Origin of the sequence: Marinifilum sp. D737 (assembly GCF_026672275.1) — a bacterium.
In the GTDB taxonomy this organism is placed as follows: Bacteria; Bacteroidota; Bacteroidia; order Bacteroidales; family Marinifilaceae; genus Marinifilum.
The window spans coordinates 70,273-93,030 of record NZ_JANQCD010000013.1 but is presented as its reverse complement, the minus strand read 5'-3'; the positions used below and the strand labels follow the sequence as shown (position 1 = coordinate 93,030).

At 39.9% G+C, this 22,758-nt stretch carries 18 protein-coding genes; 2 read left to right on the top strand and 16 right to left on the bottom strand.

Annotation, left to right across the window (positions count from 1 at the left end; all coding sequences use genetic code 11):
• The first annotated feature begins 331 nt into the window (after nt 1-331).
• Entirely contained in the window at nt 332-2,023 is a 1,692-nt protein-coding gene (locus NQ163_RS09835; RefSeq protein WP_268190168.1) for a Na/Pi cotransporter family protein, read from the top strand.
• 242 nt (nt 2,024-2,265) lie between these two features.
• Entirely contained in the window at nt 2,266-3,138 is an 873-nt protein-coding gene (locus tag NQ163_RS09830; RefSeq protein WP_268190167.1) for a class I SAM-dependent methyltransferase, read from the top strand.
• Between the two features lie 52 nt (nt 3,139-3,190).
• On the opposite strand, the gene NQ163_RS09825 is transcribed toward NQ163_RS09830, so the two are convergent.
• From NQ163_RS09825 to NQ163_RS09750, 16 genes are all read right to left on the bottom strand, one after another.
• On the bottom strand, nt 3,191-6,316 hold the full coding sequence (locus NQ163_RS09825) for a GH92 family glycosyl hydrolase (protein WP_268190166.1): 3,126 nt from the start codon (nt 6,314-6,316) through the stop codon (nt 3,191-3,193).
• A gap of 18 nt (nt 6,317-6,334) precedes the next feature.
• Nucleotides 6,335-8,098 (bottom strand): class I mannose-6-phosphate isomerase, encoded by a 1,764-nt coding sequence (locus NQ163_RS09820; protein WP_268190165.1) that lies wholly within the window; start codon nt 8,096-8,098, stop codon nt 6,335-6,337.
• A 7-nt stretch (nt 8,099-8,105) separates the two neighbouring features.
• Nucleotides 8,106-9,398, bottom strand: a complete 1,293-nt coding sequence (locus NQ163_RS09815) for a GH36-type glycosyl hydrolase domain-containing protein (RefSeq protein WP_268190164.1) — start codon at nt 9,396-9,398, stop codon at nt 8,106-8,108.
• A gap of 11 nt (nt 9,399-9,409) precedes the next feature.
• Nucleotides 9,410-11,758: a GH92 family glycosyl hydrolase gene (locus tag NQ163_RS09810; protein ID WP_268190163.1), complete on the bottom strand. Its 2,349-nt coding sequence runs from the start codon at nt 11,756-11,758 to the stop codon at nt 9,410-9,412.
• A 27-nt stretch (nt 11,759-11,785) separates the two neighbouring features.
• Nucleotides 11,786-12,955, bottom strand: a complete 1,170-nt coding sequence (locus NQ163_RS09805) for an MFS transporter (protein ID WP_268190162.1) — start codon at nt 12,953-12,955, stop codon at nt 11,786-11,788.
• Between the two features lie 18 nt (nt 12,956-12,973).
• Nucleotides 12,974-13,909, bottom strand: a complete 936-nt coding sequence (locus NQ163_RS09800; RefSeq protein ID WP_268190161.1) for an ROK family protein — start codon at nt 13,907-13,909, stop codon at nt 12,974-12,976.
• Between the two features lie 3 nt (nt 13,910-13,912).
• The gene (locus tag NQ163_RS09795; RefSeq protein ID WP_268190160.1) at nt 13,913-14,641 is read right to left on the bottom strand and encodes a GntR family transcriptional regulator; all 729 of its coding nucleotides are present in this window, start codon (nt 14,639-14,641) and stop codon (nt 13,913-13,915) included.
• A 160-nt stretch (nt 14,642-14,801) separates the two neighbouring features.
• Nucleotides 14,802-15,671, bottom strand: a complete 870-nt coding sequence (atpG, locus tag NQ163_RS09790) for an ATP synthase F1 subunit gamma (protein ID WP_268190159.1) — start codon at nt 15,669-15,671, stop codon at nt 14,802-14,804.
• 79 nt (nt 15,672-15,750) lie between these two features.
• Complete coding sequence (gene atpA, locus NQ163_RS09785; protein WP_268190158.1) at nt 15,751-17,352, bottom strand: F0F1 ATP synthase subunit alpha; 1,602 nt, start codon at nt 17,350-17,352, stop codon at nt 15,751-15,753.
• Between the two features lie 60 nt (nt 17,353-17,412).
• Nucleotides 17,413-17,961, bottom strand: a complete 549-nt coding sequence (atpH, locus tag NQ163_RS09780; RefSeq protein ID WP_268190157.1) for an ATP synthase F1 subunit delta — start codon at nt 17,959-17,961, stop codon at nt 17,413-17,415.
• A 68-nt stretch (nt 17,962-18,029) separates the two neighbouring features.
• The gene (locus NQ163_RS09775; RefSeq protein ID WP_268190156.1) at nt 18,030-18,524 is read right to left on the bottom strand and encodes a F0F1 ATP synthase subunit B; all 495 of its coding nucleotides are present in this window, start codon (nt 18,522-18,524) and stop codon (nt 18,030-18,032) included.
• A gap of 197 nt (nt 18,525-18,721) precedes the next feature.
• Nucleotides 18,722-18,979: an ATP synthase F0 subunit C gene (gene atpE / locus NQ163_RS09770; RefSeq protein ID WP_262493474.1), complete on the bottom strand. Its 258-nt coding sequence runs from the start codon at nt 18,977-18,979 to the stop codon at nt 18,722-18,724.
• 62 nt (nt 18,980-19,041) lie between these two features.
• On the bottom strand, nt 19,042-20,124 hold the full coding sequence (atpB, locus tag NQ163_RS09765) for a F0F1 ATP synthase subunit A (protein ID WP_268190155.1): 1,083 nt from the start codon (nt 20,122-20,124) through the stop codon (nt 19,042-19,044).
• Nucleotides 20,125-20,747: 623 nt separating this feature from the next.
• Nucleotides 20,748-20,984 carry an AtpZ/AtpI family protein gene (locus NQ163_RS09760; protein ID WP_268190154.1) on the bottom strand — a complete coding sequence of 79 codons (237 nt, stop codon included), beginning with the start codon at nt 20,982-20,984 and terminating at the stop codon, nt 20,748-20,750.
• Nucleotides 20,968-21,339, bottom strand: a complete 372-nt coding sequence (locus NQ163_RS09755) for a bactofilin family protein (protein ID WP_268190153.1) — start codon at nt 21,337-21,339, stop codon at nt 20,968-20,970. The genes NQ163_RS09760 and NQ163_RS09755 overlap by 17 nt, the downstream gene beginning before the upstream one ends.
• Nucleotides 21,340-21,642: 303 nt before the next feature.
• A complete protein-coding gene (locus tag NQ163_RS09750; RefSeq protein WP_268190152.1) occupies nt 21,643-22,641 on the bottom strand; it encodes a beta-ketoacyl-ACP synthase III in 999 nt (332 codons plus the stop codon).
• Between the last annotated feature and the right edge of the window lie 117 nt (nt 22,642-22,758).

The window sequence follows — 22,758 nt, the reverse complement described above, 5'->3', positions numbered from 1 at the left end:
GATTAAGGCAATGACATAAAATTACGGAAAAAGCACCAAAGCTTCTGACATTTAAATAATTAATTGTAGAATATTATTATTCTTGTCAAGTTCTTACCTGATTATCGTTAAGTGAAGGATCAATTTGATCGCTCATGAAATTATCACATTCCTATATTTTGCTGATTTACTGCACAATATCTATAAGTTAAAAATCCTTAAATCGAACGAATCTAATTAATCTCTTAACCTTTACTTTTCTATTTCTTAACATTTGCTTTACATTTAAAATATTCTATTTTTGCCCACCTTATCAAACTAACAAATTGAATACAAACAAAATTAGTCTATTATGGATTATGGATTAGCCGATATTTTAAGGCTTATTGGTTCTCTTGGATTATTCCTTTACGGAATGAAACTAATGAGTGAGGCTCTTCAAAAAGTAGCTGGAGATAAAATGAGATCGATTCTTGCAGCTATGACCTCAAACAGGGTAAAAGGTGTTTTCACCGGAATTCTGATTACAGCTTTAATTCAATCATCGTCGGCAACTACAGTAATGGTAGTAAGTTTTGTGAATGCAGGTTTGCTTTCACTAGTTGAATCGGTTGGTGTGATTATGGGTGCCAACATTGGTACTACCGTAACCGCATGGTTGATTTCGATTCTTGGGTTTAAAGTAAGCATGAGTGCCATTTCTCTGCCATTAATTGGTTTGGGACTGCCATTCTTATTCTCTCAAAATCGTAGTAAAAAGAATTGGGGTGAGTTGATCATGGGATTCGCATTGTTATTCATCGGTCTTCAGTTCTTGAAAACATCTATGCCTGATATCAAGAACAATCCTGAAATCCTTACATTCCTGACTAATTATACCGATATGGGATTTGCCTCTACCCTATTGTTTATGGGTATTGGTACATTGCTAACCATTTTGATTCAGTCTTCATCGGCTACTATGGCACTTACATTGGTAATGTGTAATTCTGGATGGATTAGTTTCGAAATTGCAGCTGCAATGGTATTGGGTGAAAACATTGGTACAACCATTACTGCGAACCTTGCAGCAATGATTGCCAATACATCAGCCAAACGTGCTGCTCGTGCCCACCTGATCTTTAACTCGATTGGTGTAATCTGGATGCTAATAGTATTGCCTTATTTTTTAGATGCAACAGCCTGGGTTAGTCAAAACTTCTTTGGACAAGGCGATGCATTTACCGATGCCGCGGCTGTACCGGTAACTTTATCATTATTCCACACAGGATTTAATATCCTGAATGTTTTGGTAATGATCTGGTTCGCCAGATTCATTGTAAAAGTGGTAACTACATTGGTTCCTGTGCGCGAAGATGTTGAAGAAGAATTTAAACTGCAACACATCAAAACCGGTACTTTATCTACTCCTGAAGCGAACCTTTTCCTTGCTAAAAAAGAAATTAGCACCTATGCAAAGAGTACGAAAAAGATGTTCGGTTACGCCAAACAGGCTTTTAACGAAACCAACGATAAGTCTTTCAACAAACTATTCGATAAGATCAATCAGCGTGAAGACGAAAGTGATGACATGGAGGTAGAAATTGCAAACTTCCTGACTTCGGTTTCAGAGACTCGCTTGAGCAAAGAGAATTCGGAGCGCGTGCGTGCTTACTTTAAAATGGTTAGTGATATTGAAAGTGTAGGTGATTCTGCATTAAACCTGGCCAAAGCCATGAAGCGCAAGCGTGACCAGAAAGCCTGGTTCCCTCAGGAATTGAGAGACAATATCAACAAGATGTTCGATTTGATTGACAATGCCTTGGACATGATGCTTGACAACACCACAAAAGATTTCTCTGAAATAAATGTGAAGAAAGCCTGGGAAATTGAGCGTGAAATCAACGATTATCGTACTGCTCTTAAAACAGAACACCTTGCAAATGTTGAGGAGAAAAAATACAAGTACCAAGCTGGTATCATCTACAACGACATGTTCTGCGAATGTGAAAAAATAGGTGACTATTGTATCAACGTAAGTGAAGCAATGAACGAAGTAAAATAAGTTTTTACTTCTTTAGATATTGAGAATCCTCATCCTTCTTGGATGGGGATTTTTCTTTTAGTAGGAATTCAGTTGTTACTAAAAATCCTTATATTTGCGATACTTATGGCTCTTTAGTATCATATCAGAGAACTTTTCGTCCTGAAAAGTTGATTGGGGACTCACCAAACAGTTTTGGTGTACCTATAAGTATACCCCCAATTCATTTAAAATTTCAATTATAATTTCAAAAAGGAAATGCAATGGAATTGTTGCATACAAATGTTAATGATATGGACATTACCAATATTATAAGGATAAGCAATCGCCCTAAAGTGTTTGAAAAAGGAACTAATCAAATGTGGACAGATCCTTATATTTCAAAAAATCTTATCGAGATACATCTAAATCCGGAAGTAAATTTAGCTAGCAGAAAACCTGATTCAATTCATTCCAGCCTGGATTGGATACTCAATTTTGCTTCTGTCCCAAAACTAAATATTCTTGATCTGGGTTGTGGACCGGGCCTTTATGCTGAGGAATTGGCTAAACGTGGACACAAAATTACAGGTATTGATTTTTCTGAAAATTCGATTTACTATGCCAAAGAGCAAGCGAAAATCAATGGGTATGACATTGATTATATCGTACAGAACTACCTGGAAATAGATTACCAAAACCAGTTCGATCTGGTAATTTTAATTTACACCGACTTTTGTGTTCTCTTACCTGCAGAACAGGAATTACTGTTATCAAAAATTAAAAAAGCACTTAAACCTGGAGGTGTATTTGCTTTCGATTTTAATAACGATCGCAATCTTGATCAGAAGGTGGGAGCCAAAAGTTGGGAAGCTGTTGAGCAAGGATTTTGGAGTCCTGAGCCATACTTATGGCTATCGGAACCTTTTCATTATCCTGAAAAGAAAGTATTGTTGTTTCAGCACACTGTAATACAGGAAAATAAAACGCCCAAAGTGTATCGATTCTGGACTCAATATTATAGCATGAGTGACATGGCGAAATTGCTTGATAAAAATGGATTCAAAATTCTGGAAAACTCAGATAAGGTATTACCTGAAGAAGATTGTTGGTTAGGTAACAATATTAGTTTTGTAATTGCAGGCTGTAAGGAATAATTGCTAAAAATAAGGGATGTCAATATTCAATTGACATCCCATTCTTTATATCTTACTGCACACCCCACTTTTGATTTGGTTTTGGGCCCATTTCAAGCTCTAACTTTCCTCCTTTTAGTAATTCGCTGGCAGGAAATTTAAAGTCTTGCAGGCGCTTGCCATTGAGTTTTGCCGACTGCACATATTTGTTCCGGCGGGAGGCGTTCTTTGCTTCAATCACAAACCTTTCTCCCCTGCCAAACTGCTTGCCCAAATCAATTTCCACTTTCTTGTAGAGCGGACTGGCAATTTCATATACGGGCTCAACGCGACAGCCCCCATCGGTTTGGAACAGGCCAAGGGATGCCATGATGAACCAGGCGCTCATCTGTCCCTGATCCTCATCGCCCAGGTAGGCATTGGCAACGCCATAACCGTAATAACGATCAATGATGGCCCTGCTCCACTTCTGTGTTAGCCAAGGTTTTTGCACCCAGTTAAAAAGAAAGGCAAAGTGCATGGACTGCTGATTTCCCTGAACAACAGGATAGTTCCAGTACAGGTCGTTCATTCCGTTGAACCTGGTTTTATAGCTTTCGCCAAATCCCCAATCCAATCGCTCCACAAAGCGATCCTTGCCAATGGCTTTTGCCAAAGCAGGAACATCCTGGGGAACGAAAAAGCTGAGCTGCCACGAGTTACCTTCCACATAGTGGTGGTTGGCTCCTGATTTGTACGGATCGAAATCGGGCAACCATTTTCCCTTCGAATCTTTCATTCGCGCAAAGCCAAGCTCAGGATCAATGATATTCTTCCAGTAATAGCCTCGCGAAAGGAACTTCTTGTAATCTGCCTTCTTGCCCAAGGCCTTGGCAAACTGTGAAACCGTCCAGTCGTCGTAGGAGTACTCCAGTGAATTGGAAAAACGTCCCTTGTCGTAGGGCACATAGCCATGTTTCAGGTAGCTTACCAAGTCACGGTTACCGGCAAATCCACCCCCTACTTTTTGGGCGGGTGTTGTCTGCATCTTGCGAACCGCCTCGTAGGCTTTTTCCACGTCGTAATCGCGAATTCCCATTTGGTAGGCACCAACAATCAATGGAATTTCGTGCTCTGCCACCATTACGGGAACATATTCCATTCCGGCAGGACCTTTTGCCAGCCATCCATTGGAATCGTACATGGCCAGTTGTGATTTTACCCAACGATTGGTCCACTCAGGAGTTACCAGGTTCCATAACTGATTCAGGTTCCAGAAGGTATTCCAAAATGCATCGCAACCCAGGGCCGGAGAAGAAGTATCCTCCATCTTTCGTACCTTTTCACCTGCATCTCTCCACTCTCCGTTTACATCGCTGAATATATTACGGCTGCACAATGAGCGATACATGTTGTTGTAAAAACGCATCTTCTCGCGCTGGTCGTTACTCGATATATTGATACGCCCCAGCAGCTTATTCCACTCAGACACATGATGAGCTCTTAGGGAATCAAAATCCCAACCGAAAGGATTGGAAACCTCGGTCTTTAAATTCTCAGCAGCATTGTCAATGCTCACATAGGAAATCCCCGTACGCACTTGCACCTGATTGCTTTTCTTCGTGCTAAACTCCACATAACAACCCGCATCCTTAACATCTTTGGCATGAATGGCTGTTGCATCGCTAATTGCATCGTCTATCCATGTTCCTATCTTTTTAATCGGCTGATCGAACTCAATCACATAGTAAATGGTGTACTCCTGATCGATGCCTCCGGCCCAGGTATTCTCCGTTAACTGGTGGCTAAAGCCTTCAATTCGGTAATCGCTTACCTGCTTCAGCTCTACCTCCTTGTTCTGATAGGTGTATTCACAAGGAATCTGCAGGTCAATCAAGATTCTTGCATCATCAGAATCAGGGAAGGTGTATCGTTGAAATCCACATCGTGTAGAAGCTGTCAGCTCCGCCTGAATGTTGTAATCGGTCAAATCGACACTGTAGTAGCCTATGCGCGAAGTTTCCGTTGCCTTGTCGATTCTCGAACGATAGCCGCTATCCGGATCTTTCTCATCGCCCACCTTAATTTGCAAAGGGCCATTGGTTGGCATGATTCCCAATCCTGCCATGGTCCATTCGTGGATATGACTAAAACATCCGATTGATTCGAAGTTGGGGTCGTAGCCCGCCTGCCAGCTTGGATTCTGGTTGTCAGGACTCAATTTCACCATACTAAACGGCATCCATGGTCCGGGGGCAATCATCCAGCGGGAGTGGCCGCTTCCCATTCTCGAATCAACATATTCAGCTGGTGTTCTCACCATTTTGGCCTCTCGGGTAATATCTCCTTCCTGAATCTTAACACCGTCGGCCCATATTTCGTAGCTGCTCTCTTTGCGAGATTTCACTGCAGGCATGGGCGCTTCAAATTCGTACCTTCCCTTTTCAACAGTCTCCGAGAAAATATCCTTCCCATCGAGAATAACGGTCAGCTTTGGAGTTGCCTTAAGATGCTCCACATCTACCAGCAAGGGTTGGAACGATTTTCCATCGATGTTTAACTCATATTCAGCAGCCTTCACACCCCTTATATGCACTTTGTCATCAGCTACCAAACGAACACTTTCAGGTCCTTCCAGCTTAATCTGGTCGAACTTTAACCATGATCCCTGCAGGGTCGTCATGCTGATCTGGTTTCCTCCTTTGCGGATGACATCATGAGGCAGAGGAATTTCTATCAGGTATTCAGAAGTGCCTGCAGGCAAAGTATCAATGGAAGAGTTCTTGTTGATTGCCGGGATGCTGTATTTCCACGATTTACCGTTTACGGTGATCTTGAAAAGGGGCAAGTCTTTCGAATTGCAATCCAGAATATCTACTGTCAGTTTCCAATCCCCTCTTTTGGGAAGGGATTCAATTCCAAAGAGGATGTTCAGGGTGCTGGACCTCCACCCGGCTGTTCCCCAGGTGCCACCCCAGGTATCGCTGATGCCCGGAATGATGTATGGCCAATCCTTTTTCTCATCCGATTTTCCAATCAGATAGTACTTGTCTTCCCAACCAAAATCATTGGCAATATAATCTTTGTAATCGCCGGGAGCCAAGGCAAATTCAGAACAGTAATTGTCGTTTTCTCCCAATTGCCAAATCATCTTCTTGTCTTGGGTACAGGCACTAATAAACAAACTCGCGAGTACTGTAAAAAGGGCTATTTTCTTCATATGTCTATACTTTTTGGCTTATTTCATGAATGCTTTCACCACCATTATTTCACCTTCCGATTCATTAATGATTTTATAGGATACCGCTGCAGCCGGTATCACGAAAGTTTCGGCGTAATTAAATCGCTGTCGCATTCCGTTCTGCGTCTCAACAATAATACTTTCCCCTTCCACCAACGAAAGGACATTGCATCTGTTCTCTGTTTCAATATCCACTTCAGTGTTCAAATGATAACGATGAACATCATAGGTATGCTTTTCATGAGTCGGAAGGTGATAGTGTTTCCAATCCGCTCCTTCATTCAACAGGTAAGGATGAGAGATCAATTTGTCTTTCACATACTGCCCTTTTCTGTCGAAAAAGAGGTTTTCCATGCCACGCTCAACATTAATCGGACGAGGTTTCCCATCGAAATCTACTCGCAACCAATCATACATCTTAAAGGTAAAGATATAGGGAGTAGTGCTGATTTCAAGAACCAGATTATCAATCCCCGACCCATGAATGGTTCCCGGAGGAATCAGGAACAGGTCATGCTTTTTAGAATCGTGAACCTGCACATGTTTGGTGATATCAATCTCCTTTTTGTTCTGATAGCTGTATTGCAAGTCGCTTTCGAATGCCTTCGGATCAATCTCTTCCTGAAAGCCCAAATAGCATTTGGCATCCTTTCCTGCATCTAGAATATAATAGGTTTCCTCTTGCGTGAAACTCTCGCCAAAATGCTTGTTGATATATTCTTTTTGAGGATGACATTGAATGGATAGGTTTCCCCCATCGAATGTATCCAGGAAATCGAAACGAATGGGAAACTCAAAGCCGTATTGCTGTGAATGTTTTCCCATGACTGCCTCAGTTTCCTGAAACATGATACAGTCAAAGGAAACCTCCAGAAGTTTTCCACTGCTTTCAAACAACAAGCCGTTTTCGGGTACAATCAACTCAAAAGACCAGGCATAATTCACCACGTCCTTGTTCAGCCCATCAATCTTATCCATCACCCACTGGCCTCCCCAGGCCCCAGGTTCAAACCATGGACGAACACGGAAGATGTTATTCGCCATTTCGCGTAAGCCATCTCTCAAATCATCTCCCCTCATCCAGGTCACCTCATCAATGCGCTGTTCATCGATTAGAATGTCAAGCTTAGGTAATAGAGCCTGTTTGTGCTTGTTCAGAACGATCCAATCGACAAAATAGAAGCGTTTGTACATGGGTTTGCTCTCCAAGGCTTTGCTTGCCCCCAAATTGGTAATACTTTGTGCGCGGGCTCTAAATTGCAGCTCATTCTTTGGCAGGTCGATGTACAACAATTTTCCTTCCCAATTGGCCAGGGCAGCTCCCGAACCATAAATGATATTCAAGTCTGCTCCGGAGTCTTGCTGCAAATTCTCCAGTTTCTCCATTTCAAAGAAGTTCTCGAGATCAATGGTCACCTTGGTCCCAAATATCGGATCGTCTCCACCCAAAAAAGGCTCTATCATTCTATCAATACCGGCTTCATCCTTCAGGGCCTTATCAACATGCACCCAATTCACCTTCTTTCCCAGGTTTAGGAACTGATCATTCAGCTTCTCCTTTATCAGGTCGAAGAAAACACCCACATATCCATCAATGATAAGGGTTTTCTCATTGCTTAGCTCTTGTGCCAATGTATCCAAGCCTACAAAAATCTTCCCTTCTTCCATTTGCAAGGAAGGATATAGATCGTATTTCCCAACTACCGATTCACTTCTTTTTAGGGGTAGCAAATACTGATCTGACTTTCTTTTGTTCTCCATCTCCATTCTATTTTTCAACTGCATCTTCTAACATTTCAATCGCCTTATACAACACACCTGCCGAACCACGGAAGGTTCCCGAGCCTTTTGGCTCATTCTTTTCGGTGTACCACTCATAAAAGCCATCATTCATCACCACACGCTTTGTCATGGGAATCAATTGCTCGTAGGCTTCCTCTACAAATCCGTATTTCACCAATTGCTGAATCATTCTTCCTCCGAACCAGGTCCAGTCTCCCCCATTCTGATAGCCATATGGATACATTCCCTTGTTTTCAAAATATCCTTCCGGATATGGTGGATACATGGTCAGTCCGATTGAAGCGGCACCGGAAGCTTTCACGTTGGCAATCATTTTATCCAGGGAAACTTTGATTTGATCATTGTTCAGTAAACCAGCCTCAATGGCTACGGCTGTTCCCCCATGATAGAAGATCTCATTCTCATTAAAGTCTTTCGGAAAAGGCGAACCATCCAGATAAACATGAGGTATGAACTTCTGATTTTTATTGTCCCACAGGTGTTTCATGGTATTTTTAGCCAACTCATCGTGAATCGTTTGCCACTTCTCCTTTTTGGATGCATCCAGTTCCATAAGGTCAGAGATGGCAATCAAAAACATGGCATTATCGTAAATATCAAGACAATATTTGGTATCCTCGGTAATGTAAACACCCCATGGGTGACAATGCTGCACATCGCCCCAATCGGAGGTAGTAGCTCCCCAAATCATGCCATACTCCTTGCTCCAACGGTGATTTAAAAGAAATTCCAGGGACCACTCCATTCTGTCAAGTACACTTTTCTCTCCAATTTTCTCCTGAAGAAAGTCTTTGTCGCCCGTTTTCTGAATGTACTTGTAAACCGCCTGCACCAGTGATGCCTCGTGATCGGTTTCCACCGTATTCTTGTGACCACAGTAAGTTGGCTCCAAATCGTTGTAGATGTATGTGTATCCTCCCTCAACATTTACAGCTTTTTCTTTGGGAATGAAGCCATCAATTATGTTCCCATCCTTGCCCTGAAGGCGGAAGAAAACACGTAAGTTCTCCTTTAGAATCTCTTTCGGATATACCTCTGCCGACAGTTCAATAAAGGTAGCATAGTCGCGAATCCAAACTTCGCCATAGCCATCCCCTGCATTAAACCCGGTTTTCACAACCTCAAGCGCCTTCTGCTTCACAAACTTAAAATCAGTATTTTCCATCACTGACTTCTTCAATTTCTCATTTTTCTCAGAACCAGGCTTACAGCTTACCAAAAGGCTTACTGCAGCAAGGGCAATCATTAACTTTTTCATCTGTTTATCATTTAGTACAGTTCGTTTGTATTCTTCTTTTCAAATTCCAGCTTTGCTCCTTTTACCAGGTCTTGAAAGGAGACTGCGGGTTTTTCCAATACTTTCCCATTTAGCTTTACTGATTTCACCAAAAACTTTGTGGAAGAATTATTCTTCACCTTAATCTGGATGTGTTTACCTGAATAGTAATCAGGATTTAGCTTGATTTTAATTTCATCGAAGGCAGGACTCCCCAATTGCATGCCTGGATTTTCACCCGTTAAGCCAGCCACATCAAACAAGCCAATGGAGGCCATAACGTACCATGCTCCCAACTGTCCCTGATCCTCATCCTGTCCGTATCCATATCCATGGATGGGATCAGCTCCATAAAACTCATTGCAAATGGTTCTTGTCCAGTATTGTGTTTTTTCAGGTTCCCCTGAGAAGTTGTATAACCACGGAATGTGCAAACTCGGTTGGTTCCCGTGATTGTAAATGGTTTTTACCCCTGAAAAGGCATTAATTTCCTGTCCGCCACCAAAACCGTTCTTACGGGATGTTAGAAATATAGAATCAAGCCTCTCATTGAATGTTTCCTTCCCGATCTTACCTACTAGCTTGCCAGCATCATGGGGAACATAGAAGCTGTATTGCCATGCATTTCCTTCCTGAAAGCCTCTCCATGGCTCCAAAGGATCAAAATTGGAGATGAATTCCCCTTTTTCATACTTGGGTCGAATGAAACCAGTGGAAGAATCGAATATGTTTTCCCAGCTACGCGAAAGTTGCTTCAATTGCTTGGCCTCCTTGCCTCTGTTTAGTTGCTTGGCAAAGTGAGAAACAGCATGAGCCGAGAAGGAGTATTCCAACACATGAGATGCTGAAAATGCGCTCGCCTCAGGAATATCTCCCCACTCCTCCTGATGGGCAATACATCCATTTTCTACAAAGCTTCTCACATCCATTTTACCTGCCCCAAGAGGTCGGCCTTCCCATCCCAATTCATTGTCGATGGCAGCCTGAAGAGCAAAATCGGTATCGTAATTTCTGATTCCGCAATTGTATGCCGAGGCAATAATGAGCCCTACATAGTTGGTACCTACTCCGGAAACATACCTGCTATTGGCTAAGCCATCGCTAAACCAACCAGTATCCTTGTATACCTGCAGATGAGTCTGAACAAAATCGTTGTAATATTCGGGCCAGGCCAAAGTCCACAATTGAGTAAGGTTCCAAAATGCTCCCCAAACAGCATCGGTATTGTAGAAACTAAACTGAGGGGTTCCATCACTCTTCATTGGCAACTGACCAATACTACCATCATTTTTAGGATAGGCACCATTCACATCATTTGCCAATCCCCTGCCCAGCAAGGCATGATACAGGCCAGTGTAGAATTTAGTCTTGTCAGTCTCCGAACCACCTTGTACCTGTATTTTATTCAGTTCTGTATTCCAAATGCGATTCGCCTGCTTTTTCGCTTCTGCAAAAGATATGCTTTCGGCTTTCATATTCTCATAAGCATTTTGAACAGAAGTATAGGACAAAGCCACCTGCACCTCGATACTTTCAGATTGTTCCGGAGTAAATGAAAAGTACAATCCCGCTCCCTTTCCTGATATGTTATCCTGATTGGGAAAGATTGAATCACCCTTAAATGTTCCAAACTCGTTCATTGCCTTGTTGAGCCTGGCAACAAAGTACATGCTGACCGTTGAACCTTTTTGGTATTTCTTCACGTATTCGGGTGCTGTTTCTACCCATCCTTCCACGGTATGCTCATCCACCCTTTTTACTTCAGCATTCACAACCACTCCACTTTCACCTTGTCGGTTTCCAATGTCGAACAACAAGTTTGCCTTTTTATTGGCAGGGTATGTATATCGATGAATGGCCACTCTTTTGGTTGAAGTCAACTCGGCTTTGATGCCGTAATCTGCCAAATCAACCTTATAGTAGCCTGGCTTTGCTATTTCGGACTCTTTCAGAAAGCGAGATCGGTAACCCAAATCAGGCTCATCAAGCTTACCAGGAGTTGTAAGTAGTTTTCCATTGGTTGGCATCAATACAATTCCTCCCAACTGAAACTCATGTACATTGGCAAACCCTTCAATGGATTCGTGTCGGTCATCGTAACCAACAGCTTCCCACCCCCATTTGTTCCCATAATGACCATTGGTGGAAGGTGCTGGTTTAGCCATTCCAAAAGGAAGAGCTGCCGGCGTATAAAAAAACCACCTGCTATGTGCCGTTCCAATATTTGGATCAACATATTTTACCAAATCTTCATGAGAAGAACAGGACGTAAACAATACCATCAGCAATAGTGAAACACGCTGCAGGTTTGTGCTAATGTTTGAACATATGGATTTGTGCATTTTCCCAAGTATTTAAATAGATATTGATTATTTCTTAGGTGTGATTCTTCTCAAAAAGAAGATAAAGACAAGCAGCACAAGAATTAACCAGAGTCCTCCATTTAGGTGATACTGCATGGACAGGCCAACCAAAAACGGGAAAAAGGCTCCTCCCGAAATGGCCATCATCATTAATCCTGATATTTCATTTGCTCGTTGCGGATAGTTGCGAACTGTAATGGAGTAAATCAAAGGGAAAATATTGGATACACCCAAACTGATGACACCTACAAAAATCCAGGCCAGAATTTCAGTTGAGGTGATAGATAATGCAATAACAGAAAGGATTGCCAATATACTTGAAATGCCCAAAACCTTTTTGGCATCCCACTTCATAAGGATGATTGCTCCGGCAAATGTTCCTATCATTTTAGCGAAAAAGTAAACCGATTTTCCATATTTAGCTGCCTCTTCTCCTACTCCTATCTTTAAATGTAAGAATGTACCGATATTGGAATTCAAGGCTACATCAATACCAACTACGGCAAAAATCCCCAAAACCATTAAGGCAATGTATCGGTTAGAGAGAAGTTTAAAACAGGATAAGACAGACACTTTTTCCTCACTTACCGGCTTTTCCTCAATATTAGTCATGGATAACCACAGGTAAGATAAGAGGGAAATCAAGCCAAACAGGTACAATCCAAACCGCCAGGTGCCATCTCCCTCATAGTTGAACAAACTTGCCAGAAATGGTCCAATAACCGCAGCCACAAAAGGCCCTATCATCGAACCTAAGGATTTGATAAACTGGGAAAGGCTCAAATAACTTGAAGCTTTATCATCTGACACGACATCCACCAAAAGAGGATTGGCGGCGACCTGCATGATTGTATTTCCAATTCCCAATAAGGAGAATGCTACTAATATTACAGGCAAATTATTTCCCAATACAGGAACAAACAAGCCAATCGCTGTTACCAGGATAGCAACATTTAATACCTTCTTTTTACCCATTTTAGCTTGCCAGATTCCAGCAGGCACCGACAAAAGAAAGAACCAAATGAATGCAACAAATGGAATTAACTGCAAGAGATATTCAGGAGTATTGGAATTCTGCTTTAACTCATCCACTCCAGTTCCTACCAGATCAACAAAACTGATTACAAAAAAGGAAAGAAGAACCGGGAGTATCGTGTTGGTTTTTGATGTGTTCATATAGTATTGCTTAACTGATTACATATATTTTAATTGACTCTTCACAAAGCTCCAAAACTCCTCATCGTGTAATTGAGCTCCTCCCACAAATGCAGCTGATTCCTGCAATTCGGAATAGTTGATTTTAACGAGTAAGCCTTCCTTTTTAAATTGTTCATTCATGGCATCATCGAACAAATGGGAAGCTTTTGAAATATTCCCTCCAAACACAATGGCTTCAACCTGAAAACTTTTAATCCAAGAAGCGAGAAACAAAGCAAGTTTTTTTCCAAAATCGTGGAATAATTCCAAAGCCAGAGGGTTTTCTTTAGACAGTTCGGCAAGCTCTTTTACTCCCTTCAGTTTTATTCCGGCACGCTCAAAATATCTGTTTACCAATCCTCTGGTAGAGAAATAATCATCAGCAATACCTTTTTCAAAAGGCAAATGCCAAATGCAGCCATTTTCAGGCACTTTCTTATCTACAATAACAGGAATTCCATCAGATAAAAAAGCTGAACCCAGACCGGTTCCTAAGGTGATTGCCAATGTATGTTTAAAGCCCTTTAATTGGCCTAAAAAATACTCTCCTATGGCAAAGGCAGTAGCATCATTGATAAATCGAACAGGAGTTTCAGGTAAATTCAATCTTTCCTTTAATTCCACCTCAACATTCACCTTATTCAGGCATTGAAATTTGGCATTTTCTCCTGTAAACAGGCCAAGCCCTTTTTCGTAATCAAAAGGCCCGGGCATAGCGATTCCAATTCCTACCAGAGATTCAGTACTTAGCTTACCGACACAATCTTGAATGAGTGAAACAAACCCATCAATAACTTCAGTTTTACTTCCTTGGTTATTCAAGGGAACATGCGAAATGCTGGCAGGTATCAATCGCTTTTCTGTTAAATCAAAAGCAGCACAACTTGCATGGCTACCTCCAACATCTATTCCTATGGCAATCTGTTTTTTCATACTTTATCTGGTGATGGTAATGGAATAGGTAAATTTTTCGGCAATATAGAAACCAATATTGTATTCCAAAGGTCGATTACCAGGATCCGATACATAGCGCTCACGAACCAAAATTGGATCTCCTTTTTTAATTTGCAGACGATCAGCAGTAATCTTTGATGCTAGTTTTGCTTTGATTTCCTCTTTAGATATTGACGGCACCACATGGTATTTATTTTCCAAAATACCATACAAAGGCTTTGAAAAGTCTTCGTCTCCAGTCATACCTATTCTAGGATGAAAGTAGCTTTCAAAAAACACAAAAGGACCATCGGTAAAACCTCTCAACCTGGACAAACAAAGTACCTTATCCGATTCTTTTATACCAAAAAAGCTGGCAACTTTCGCAGAAGCCTTCACCCATTTGGCTTCAATCAGGAAATTAACAAAATCAACGCCCTGATCCGACATCTCCTGTGTAAAACTTTGCCAATTGTCGAGATTCGTAGTGATCCCTTTTTCAGCAACCTTAGTCCCAATTCCTTTTTTACGAATCAACAGCCCTTCATACTCCAGCTTATTGGTTGCCTGTCGCAAAGTATTTCTGGAAATTCCCAAACGCTTTGCTAAATCAACTTCCTTTGGTAAGAACCCTCCGTTCTTGTATTCAGGAAGCTCGATCATCTTTCTTAATAGTAGTTCCACCTGCGCATGAAGAGGCAACGGACTATTGTGATCTATCTTTAATTCCATTTTGTACATATGTTTGAACATTCGAATTTAATAAAAATTTTCAATCGTGCAGAATAAAAATTGAATCAAAAAAAAACCTCATCCAAACAGGATGAGGTTTCGCAGCAATATAAATCTTTTAAATATGGTCTTTTTATCCCTTTTAAGCTACTTTTTTGGCTTATTGGGCTAAGGCGTTCGCTCCTGACACAATCTCCAAAATTTCGTTGGTAATTGCAGCCTGACGTGCCTTGTTGTATGTTAGGTTCAAATCCTGAATCAAATCAGAAGCATTATCGGTTGCTTTATGCATTGCAGTCATACGCGCACCATGCTCAGAAGCAAATGAATCCAACATTGCTTTAAAGAATTGAGTCTTTAGTGATTTAGGAATCAAATCCTGAACAATCTCTTCTTTGTTTGGCTCAAAAATGTAATCCGACTGAACATTGTTCTCCTCCTCTTCGTGCTGAACAGGTAAGAATTGTTCGGTAGTTAAAATCTGCACACCAGCATTTTTAAACTGGTTGTATACCAACTCTACCTTATCGTATTTTCCTTCTACAAATTCTTCCATGATTGATTCTGCCAATGCCGAAACATTCTCAAAACTCAAATCATCGTACAAGCTATTGCGTTCGCCAATTACTTTATGAGTCTTCTTCAATATTTCATTAGCCTGCTTACCAATACAAAGCACATCAAGATTCCCTTTTTGATTTTGCTCAGCATACATTCCATCAGAAAGCACATTAACCTGCTTGATTACATTTGAATTAAAAGCACCACAAAGTCCCTTATTCGAGGTAATTGCGATCAATAATATTTTGTCGGCTTTTCGCTCAATACCATACAAATTATCATCAGGATTTAAGCTTCCTGTAAGATTCGAAAGAATCTCATGTAATTTATCGGCATACGGACGAATTTGTACGATGGCATCCTGCGCTTTTTTCAATTTAGCAGCAGAAACCATTTTCATCGCTGCAGTAACCTGTTTGGTTTTCTGAACCGACGAAATACGAGTACGAATTTCTTTTAAATTAGCCATTTGATTCAATTAGTAATTAGTAATTAACAATTAGTAATAAAGCCATTTTCACTACTAATTGGTAATTGTTAATTGATAATTATTTATACTTTGCAGCTACTTCTTCAGCTACTTTGCGCATGATATCCTGTGCTTCCTTGGTATATTTTCCTGATCCAAGTTCGTTCATTACATCTTTATGCTTTAATTCCATGAACTGAAGGAAGTCATGCTCGAATTCTTTCACTTTATCAGTAGGAACATTTCTCAATAATCCTTGAGTACCACAGTATAGAATAGCAACCTGCTTATCTACTGTAAATGGTGAATATTGACCTTGTTTCAAGATCTCAACGTTCTTAGCTCCTTTATTCAATACAGCAAGTGTTGCCACATCCATATCAGAACCGAACTTGGCAAATGCCTCCAATTCACGATACTGTGCCTGGTCAAGTTTCAAGGTACCAGCAACCTTCTTCATTGATTTAATCTGAGCATTACCACCCACACGAGATACCGAGATACCTACGTTAATTGCAGGACGAATACCAGCATTAAATAAATCTGATTCCAGGAAGATCTGACCATCAGTAATCGAAATTACGTTGGTTGGGATATATGCAGATACGTCACCCGCCTGAGTTTCAATAATTGGAAGTGCAGTTAACGAACCACCACCTTTAATGATTGATTCTCCATTTTCATCCTTGGCATTCTTCAAACTCTCAGGAAGATCGTTCATTTGACGTGCAATTTCATCGGAGTTAATCACCTTAGCGGCACGCTCTAATAATCTTGAGTGAAGATAGAATACGTCTCCTGGATAAGCCTCACGTCCCGGTGGACGGCGAAGCAATAATGATACCTCACGATATGATACTGCCTGCTTCGATAGATCATCATAAATAATTAATGCAGGACGACCTGTATCACGGAAGAACTCACCAATAGATGCACCCGCAAATGGTGCGTAGAATTGTAGTGCAGCCGGATCTGATGCGGTTGCAGATACAATTGTTGTATAAGCCATAGCTCCATTTTCTTCCAGAGTTCTGGCAATATTCGCAACGGTTGAACCTTTCTGTCCTATTGCCACATAAATACAGTAAACAGGCTCACCTTTGTCGTAAAATTCTTTCTGATTAATAATGGTGTCAATTGCAATAGCAGTTTTACCTGTCTGACGGTCACCAATGATTAACTCACGCTGTCCACGTCCAATTGGAATCATGGCATCAATTGCTTTCAAACCTGTTTGCAGCGGCTCGTTTACTGGCTGACGATAGATTACCCCTGGTGCTTTACGCTCCAATGGCATTTCGTAAGTAGTTCCTGTAATTTCACCTTTGCCATCAATCGGTTCACCAATGGTATTGATAACACGTCCCAACATGCCTTCACCAACATTGATTGAGGCAATACGCTTGGTACGTTTTACCACGTCACCTTCTTTAATACCTCGTGTTTCACCCAAAAGCACTGCGCCGACATTGTCTTCCTCCAAGTTCAAAACAATACCCAATACTCCATTTTGGAATTCGATCAACTCATTTGATTCTACATTCGACAATCCGTAAATGCGAGCGATACCATCACCTACTTGCAATACGGTTCCGACTTCTTCCAGTTCTGCTTCGGTTTTTAATCCTTCTAATTGCTGCTTTAGAATTTCCGAAACTTCTGCAGGTTTAATACTAGCCATATTTAATTCTTATTAGACTGATTTATATTCTGAATAAGCTATTAGCTATTGGTTATACCTTTAGCTAATTCTGTTCGTTAGTAATTCTCGTTTGATTTGCTTCAATTGACTAGCAACTGAAGCATCTAATTGTTGATCTTCAACACGAATTACAAAACCACCAATGATATCCTCATCGATCACTTCTGTTAATTCTATCTTGGAATTAAAAGATTTTTCAAGAAGATCAGACATTTTCTGCTTGCTTGCATCTTCAACTTTAGTTGCTGATGTAAGAGTTGCCGATAATATTCCCATATCTTTTCTACAAAGAGCCAAGAAGTTTCTGGAAATATCTTTGATGTAGATTTCTCTTCTGTTTTGTAGAACCAAATCAAGGAAATTCAATGTCATCGCATTAATATTACCAGTAAATATCTGCTTCACTGTCTCCCTTTTCTGATGAGTTTTCACCACCGGACTTTCAATCATCAACCAAAAATCAGAACTTTCCTTAACCAGATCATCGATAATTTTAATGTCTGATATAAAAGTTTCGATCATATTCTTCTCTTTTCCTAATTCGAAAAGAGCTTTGGCATATCGAACCGAGATTTTACTTTCGTTCATGTTTTTTTTATTAGATAAGAGATGAGAGAATTACTATCTCATTAACTCTCCCGATAACTATCGGGATACTAATTAAGCTTTACTTCGTCCATTAACTTCTTGAAGTAATCTTTTTGTTGCTGATCTTCGGCAAACTGCTGACGAAGAACTTTCTCAGCGATTTCAACTGAAAGATTAGCTACCTGAGCTTTAATTTCGTTTAATGCAGCAGATTTTTCACTCTCAATATTCGCTCTTGCTGATTCAACCAGCTTATCCGCTTCCTGAGTAGCTTTTTGCTTCGCTTCATTCACGATCTTAGAACTCATTTCTTTTGCCTCTTTAAGCATTGCTTCACGCTCTTTTCTAGCCTCCTGAAGAATTCTTTCGTTGTCGGCTTGCAATTCAGCCATTTCTTCTTTGGCACGATCGGCAGAACGTAATGCGTCTTCAATCGACTCTTCACGCTCTTTCAAGGCATTCAATATCGGTTTCCAGGCAAACTTTTTAAGGATTAAAAGTACGATGGCAAAAGCCAAAAACATCCATATAAAAGTTCCTAATTCAGGTGTTACCAAGCCCATATTATTCTTTTTTTTTCACCTTTCGGTGGATTTTAATAATCAATTGTTACCACAATTTGCCTCAGGCAATCCCTTTTTGGCAAATTGTGGATAATGCTATTACACCGATCGTTACTTCGTAAAGCATTTGTTTCAAATGCCAACTACGTATACATCGGCATAACACCAATACGAATCAATTTAATTTCGTACCAGTGTTACAATACGATAGCCAACAAACAGATGATGATAGCAAAGAAAGCCGCACCTTCAATAAGAGCAGCAGCTACAATCATGTTTGAACGAATATCTCCAGATGCTTCTGGCTGGCGAGCAATACTCTCAAGAGCAGAACCACCAATTTTACCAATACCGATACCAGCACCAATAGCAGCCAAACCAGCTCCGAATGCAGCACCCATTTTAGCAACTGCCATACTAGCTGCAGCCTGAAGAAGAATTGATAATGTAATCATAGTGTTTTTATATTAATGATTAAAAAACTATAAAATAGCTCCATTTAAGGAGTTGAAAATTCTTAATGATGCTCTTCTGTAGCCATACCAAAGTAAAGCGCAGAAAGAAGCGTAAATACATATGCCTGGATTAATGCTACAAGTAACTCCAACATATCCATAAAAATCACAAACAATACAGAGATAACCGACGTTCCGTATCCTAACATTGGGCTAATTTGTCCGAAGATGAAAATCAAACTTACAAATGCCAATACAATCATGTGACCTGCTGTGATGTTTGCAAACAAACGGACCATCAATACAAATGGTTTTGTGAAAACACCCATCAGCTCAACCAGTGGCATCAATGGTACAGGAAATTTCAACCACCAAGGTACTCCTGGCGTATTAAAAATGTGAACCCAGTAATTTTTATTACCATTTACTGTAGTGATAATAAATGTAAACAGAGCCAAAACCATTGTGATGGTAATATTCCCTGTTACGTTCGCACCACCCGGAATTAATGGAACCAAGCCCATTAAATTGTTCAACCATATAAAGAAGAAAATGGTTAAAAGGAATGGCATGTACTTTTCGTATTTCTTTTCTCCAATTGCAGGCTTGGCAATCTCATCGCGCACAAATAAAATTAGTGGCTCCATTAATGACTGCATACCTTTAGGAGCTTGTCCTTTTCTGCGAGTATATGCTTTTGCAACCGATATGAAAATCCACATCAGGAAAATCATACTAATAAGCATGGCAACCACATTCTTGGTCATTGAAATATCAAAAGGACGAACTTCTTTCCCTGCTATTTTTTCAACAACCTTCCCTCGAAAATCACCTTCTTGTGCAATGTAAAATCCTTTGTAAGCATCATGACCATGATGGAACTTACTCGACATGAACATGTGAAAACCTGATTGCTCCGATATCACAATCACTGGAAGAGGAACCGAAACATGCTTGTCTTTATAGCTTAAGATATGCCAATCGTAAGCATCGGCAATATGATCCATGATAAAGTTACCAGGTTCGAATTTTTCCTTTTTATGAGTATCTTGGTGAGCATGTTGGTCATGTTCATCAGATGCAAATACAGTAACTGCGCTGGCAATAAAGAAGACGATTAGTAGAAATCTATGAATACTTTTCATACGTAGAATGACTTGCTTTAATGTTTTGTCTTTCGAAATCTATCAAAAGAGATTTAAAATGGAATTATTAGGGAAATCCCCCATGTTTATAATTCCAATAATTTTTTACTTCGTTCCAAATTTAAAATAAGGATAAATTATAATGTAACTTGAGAAAATTTTTCTCTTATTTTTTTGGTCCCTCAAATTTAATAAAAAAAGTTCTCCACAAAACTTTTTTAGCTTATTTAATATTTCCCGACCTTAAAGTCTTAGATAGCGCGATTACTTCAAAGGTGGTATACACCACATAACAAAAGGCAAAGAAAAGTACGAAATTCAATGCCTGCGCCCTGTTCAGCAAAACGTAAACGATTACAAAACTTAGGTTAAGAAATAATTTTACCCCAAACCATGCCATATAATTTGTATGGAAAACTCGGGGATCACCCTTGGATAATTTTAACAATTTGAAATGTTGAAAGGAATTGAATAGAAAAAAGTACAAAATCACAAAAGGAAAAATATAGTTAAACCATGGTTTTAGAACTGTTAGGAACAATGCACTCGACCCAACTAGTAAAAAAACTGATATTAAACCTAGTCTTAGAATATACGATTTGTATTTTTTTTCCATAAATCTTTTACTTCATTTTCATAAAATCTTTCAAAGCGAAATAGAGAGACAGTATCACGCCTAAAAATGCTCCTATAACGGTAAATAAGGGAAATTCTTTTTGTAGGGATTCATCCAGTTTCATACCTCCGTATAAAACCACCAGAATTACCACAATCATTTGAAAAGCCAAGCCGGAGTATTTAATAACTCCACTTAGCTGTTTTCTTTTATTATCCTTTTCAGGATTATTTTTTCTTTTCATCCTTGGCAGGTGCTGCTTCACCCATTTTACAAGATCCGGTAAACTTAGCACCAGGCTCAACAGAAATCTTATCTGTTGCAATATTTCCTAATATTAATGCTGTTGATTTCAGATTCACCATTTCTGAAGCAACAATATTACCTTCTACTCTACCTGAAACATCAATTGTTTTACAATTAATATCTCCCTCGATTTTACCTGTATTTCCTACAACTACCTTTCCGTTTACCTGCATTTTCCCATTTAAATATCCATCAATACGGATATCTCTTGATGCTTGAACATCTCCTTTAATTGATGTTCCATCACAAATAAGGTTTACTGCGGTTGGTTGTACGTCGTTGTTTCTGCTCATTTTATTTTTTTTACTAAACATGTTTGAAATCTTATTGATGTGGACAAGTGCAATTGGAAATTCATAGAATATTAGTCTAGTATTCACCTCTTTTATTGCCCCGAATTGACATCTATATCAACTCAATATTTCTAAAAAAAGTATACGAACATTCTCTTTTATTATTCCAATCTACAGCACCCATGTTCGCGGACCATACAAATATAAAAAATTGAGGCAGAAATCCCACTTCTATGTCAAGTTTCAAAACAAAAAAAGGCTTCCAAATGGAAGCCTTCATAATATCTTTGTGGTAATAAAATTCTATTTAGGATCGTAACCCCATTTCAACAGAATAGATCCCCAGGTAAAACCTGCACCAAATCCTGAAAGAATAATATTATCTCCTTTTTTCAATTGATCTTCCCACTCCCATAAACACAATGGAATGGTAGCAGAGGTTGTATTACCGTATTTCTCGATGTTAATCATCACTTTTTCCTTAGCCAAGCCCATTCTTTTAGCTGTAGCTTCGATAATACGATTATTCGCCTGGTGTGGAACCAACCAAGCCAAATCATCAGCTGTCATGTTGTGTTTTTCCATCATTTCAACTGAAACATCAGCCATGTTAGAAACCGCATGTTTGAATACGTGGTTACCTTCCTGGTAAATGAAGTGTTCGCGAGCATCAACAGTTTCGTGAGAAGCTGGTTTGCATGAACCTCCAGCTTTTTGATGCAAATGCTTACGACCAAAACCCGCCGTGTGTAACATTTCATCCATTACACCTACCTCCTCAGTTGTTGGTTCTAACATAACTGCTGCCGAACCATCACCAAAAATTGGACATGTTTGACGATCGGTGTAATCAACAATTGATGACATTTTTTCTGCACCAACAATCACAACTTTCTTATACATACCAGACTGTATATATTTAGAACCTGTTGCCAATGCAAATAAAAATCCTGAACAACCCGCATTCAAATCAAAACTAAATGCGTTGTTAATTCCGGCCTTGTCACTAATAATGTTTGCTGTTGCAGGGAATTGCATGTCAGGAGTTACGGTTGCACAAATCACCAAGTCAACTTCTTCAGGAGAAGTTCCTGTTTTTTCCAGCAACTGATTAACAGCTTTCACACCTAATTCCGAAGAACCAAGTCCTTCACCTTTTAGAATTCTTCTTTCTTTAATACCAATGCGAGTCATGATCCACTCATCAGAAGTGTCAACCATGGTACTTAATTCGTCGTTGGTAAGGATATAGTCGGGAACATAAGCCCCAACTCCTGTTATAACTGCATTAATTTTTGACATTGTTTAAGCTTACTTAGTGTTCATCAGATAATTCAGCTTACAAGTATACAGATTTTTCTCTAGCAAATCATCGATTTTAAAGGTTAATCTCACACCTCTAAGATCAATAAGCTGGGC

Coding starts and splice junctions, on each gene's coding strand:
- NQ163_RS09810 (WP_268190163.1), bottom strand. CDS start 11,758: ATGCACAAATCCATATGTTCAAACATTAGCACAAACCTGCAGCGTGTT.
- atpB (WP_268190155.1), bottom strand. CDS start 20,124: ATGAAAAGTATTCATAGATTTCTACTAATCGTCTTCTTTATTGCCAGC.
- NQ163_RS09805 (WP_268190162.1), bottom strand. CDS start 12,955: ATGAACACATCAAAAACCAACACGATACTCCCGGTTCTTCTTTCCTTT.
- NQ163_RS09775 (WP_268190156.1), bottom strand. CDS start 18,524: ATGGGCTTGGTAACACCTGAATTAGGAACTTTTATATGGATGTTTTTG.
- atpE (WP_262493474.1), bottom strand. CDS start 18,979: ATGATTACATTATCAATTCTTCTTCAGGCTGCAGCTAGTATGGCAGTT.
- NQ163_RS09795 (WP_268190160.1), bottom strand. CDS start 14,641: ATGGAATTAAAGATAGATCACAATAGTCCGTTGCCTCTTCATGCGCAG.
- NQ163_RS09800 (WP_268190161.1), bottom strand. CDS start 13,909: ATGAAAAAACAGATTGCCATAGGAATAGATGTTGGAGGTAGCCATGCA.
- atpA (WP_268190158.1), bottom strand. CDS start 17,352: ATGGCTAGTATTAAACCTGCAGAAGTTTCGGAAATTCTAAAGCAGCAA.
- NQ163_RS09815 (WP_268190164.1), bottom strand. CDS start 9,398: ATGAAAAAGTTAATGATTGCCCTTGCTGCAGTAAGCCTTTTGGTAAGC.
- atpH (WP_268190157.1), bottom strand. CDS start 17,961: ATGAACGAAAGTAAAATCTCGGTTCGATATGCCAAAGCTCTTTTCGAA.
- NQ163_RS09830 (WP_268190167.1), top strand. CDS start 2,266: ATGGAATTGTTGCATACAAATGTTAATGATATGGACATTACCAATATT.
- NQ163_RS09825 (WP_268190166.1), bottom strand. CDS start 6,316: ATGAAGAAAATAGCCCTTTTTACAGTACTCGCGAGTTTGTTTATTAGT.
- NQ163_RS09760 (WP_268190154.1), bottom strand. CDS start 20,984: ATGAAAAGAAAAAATAATCCTGAAAAGGATAATAAAAGAAAACAGCTA.
- NQ163_RS09755 (WP_268190153.1), bottom strand. CDS start 21,339: ATGAGCAGAAACAACGACGTACAACCAACCGCAGTAAACCTTATTTGT.
- atpG (WP_268190159.1), bottom strand. CDS start 15,671: ATGGCTAATTTAAAAGAAATTCGTACTCGTATTTCGTCGGTTCAGAAA.
- NQ163_RS09750 (WP_268190152.1), bottom strand. CDS start 22,641: ATGTCAAAAATTAATGCAGTTATAACAGGAGTTGGGGCTTATGTTCCC.
- NQ163_RS09820 (WP_268190165.1), bottom strand. CDS start 8,098: ATGGAGAACAAAAGAAAGTCAGATCAGTATTTGCTACCCCTAAAAAGA.
- NQ163_RS09835 (WP_268190168.1), top strand. CDS start 332: ATGGATTATGGATTAGCCGATATTTTAAGGCTTATTGGTTCTCTTGGA.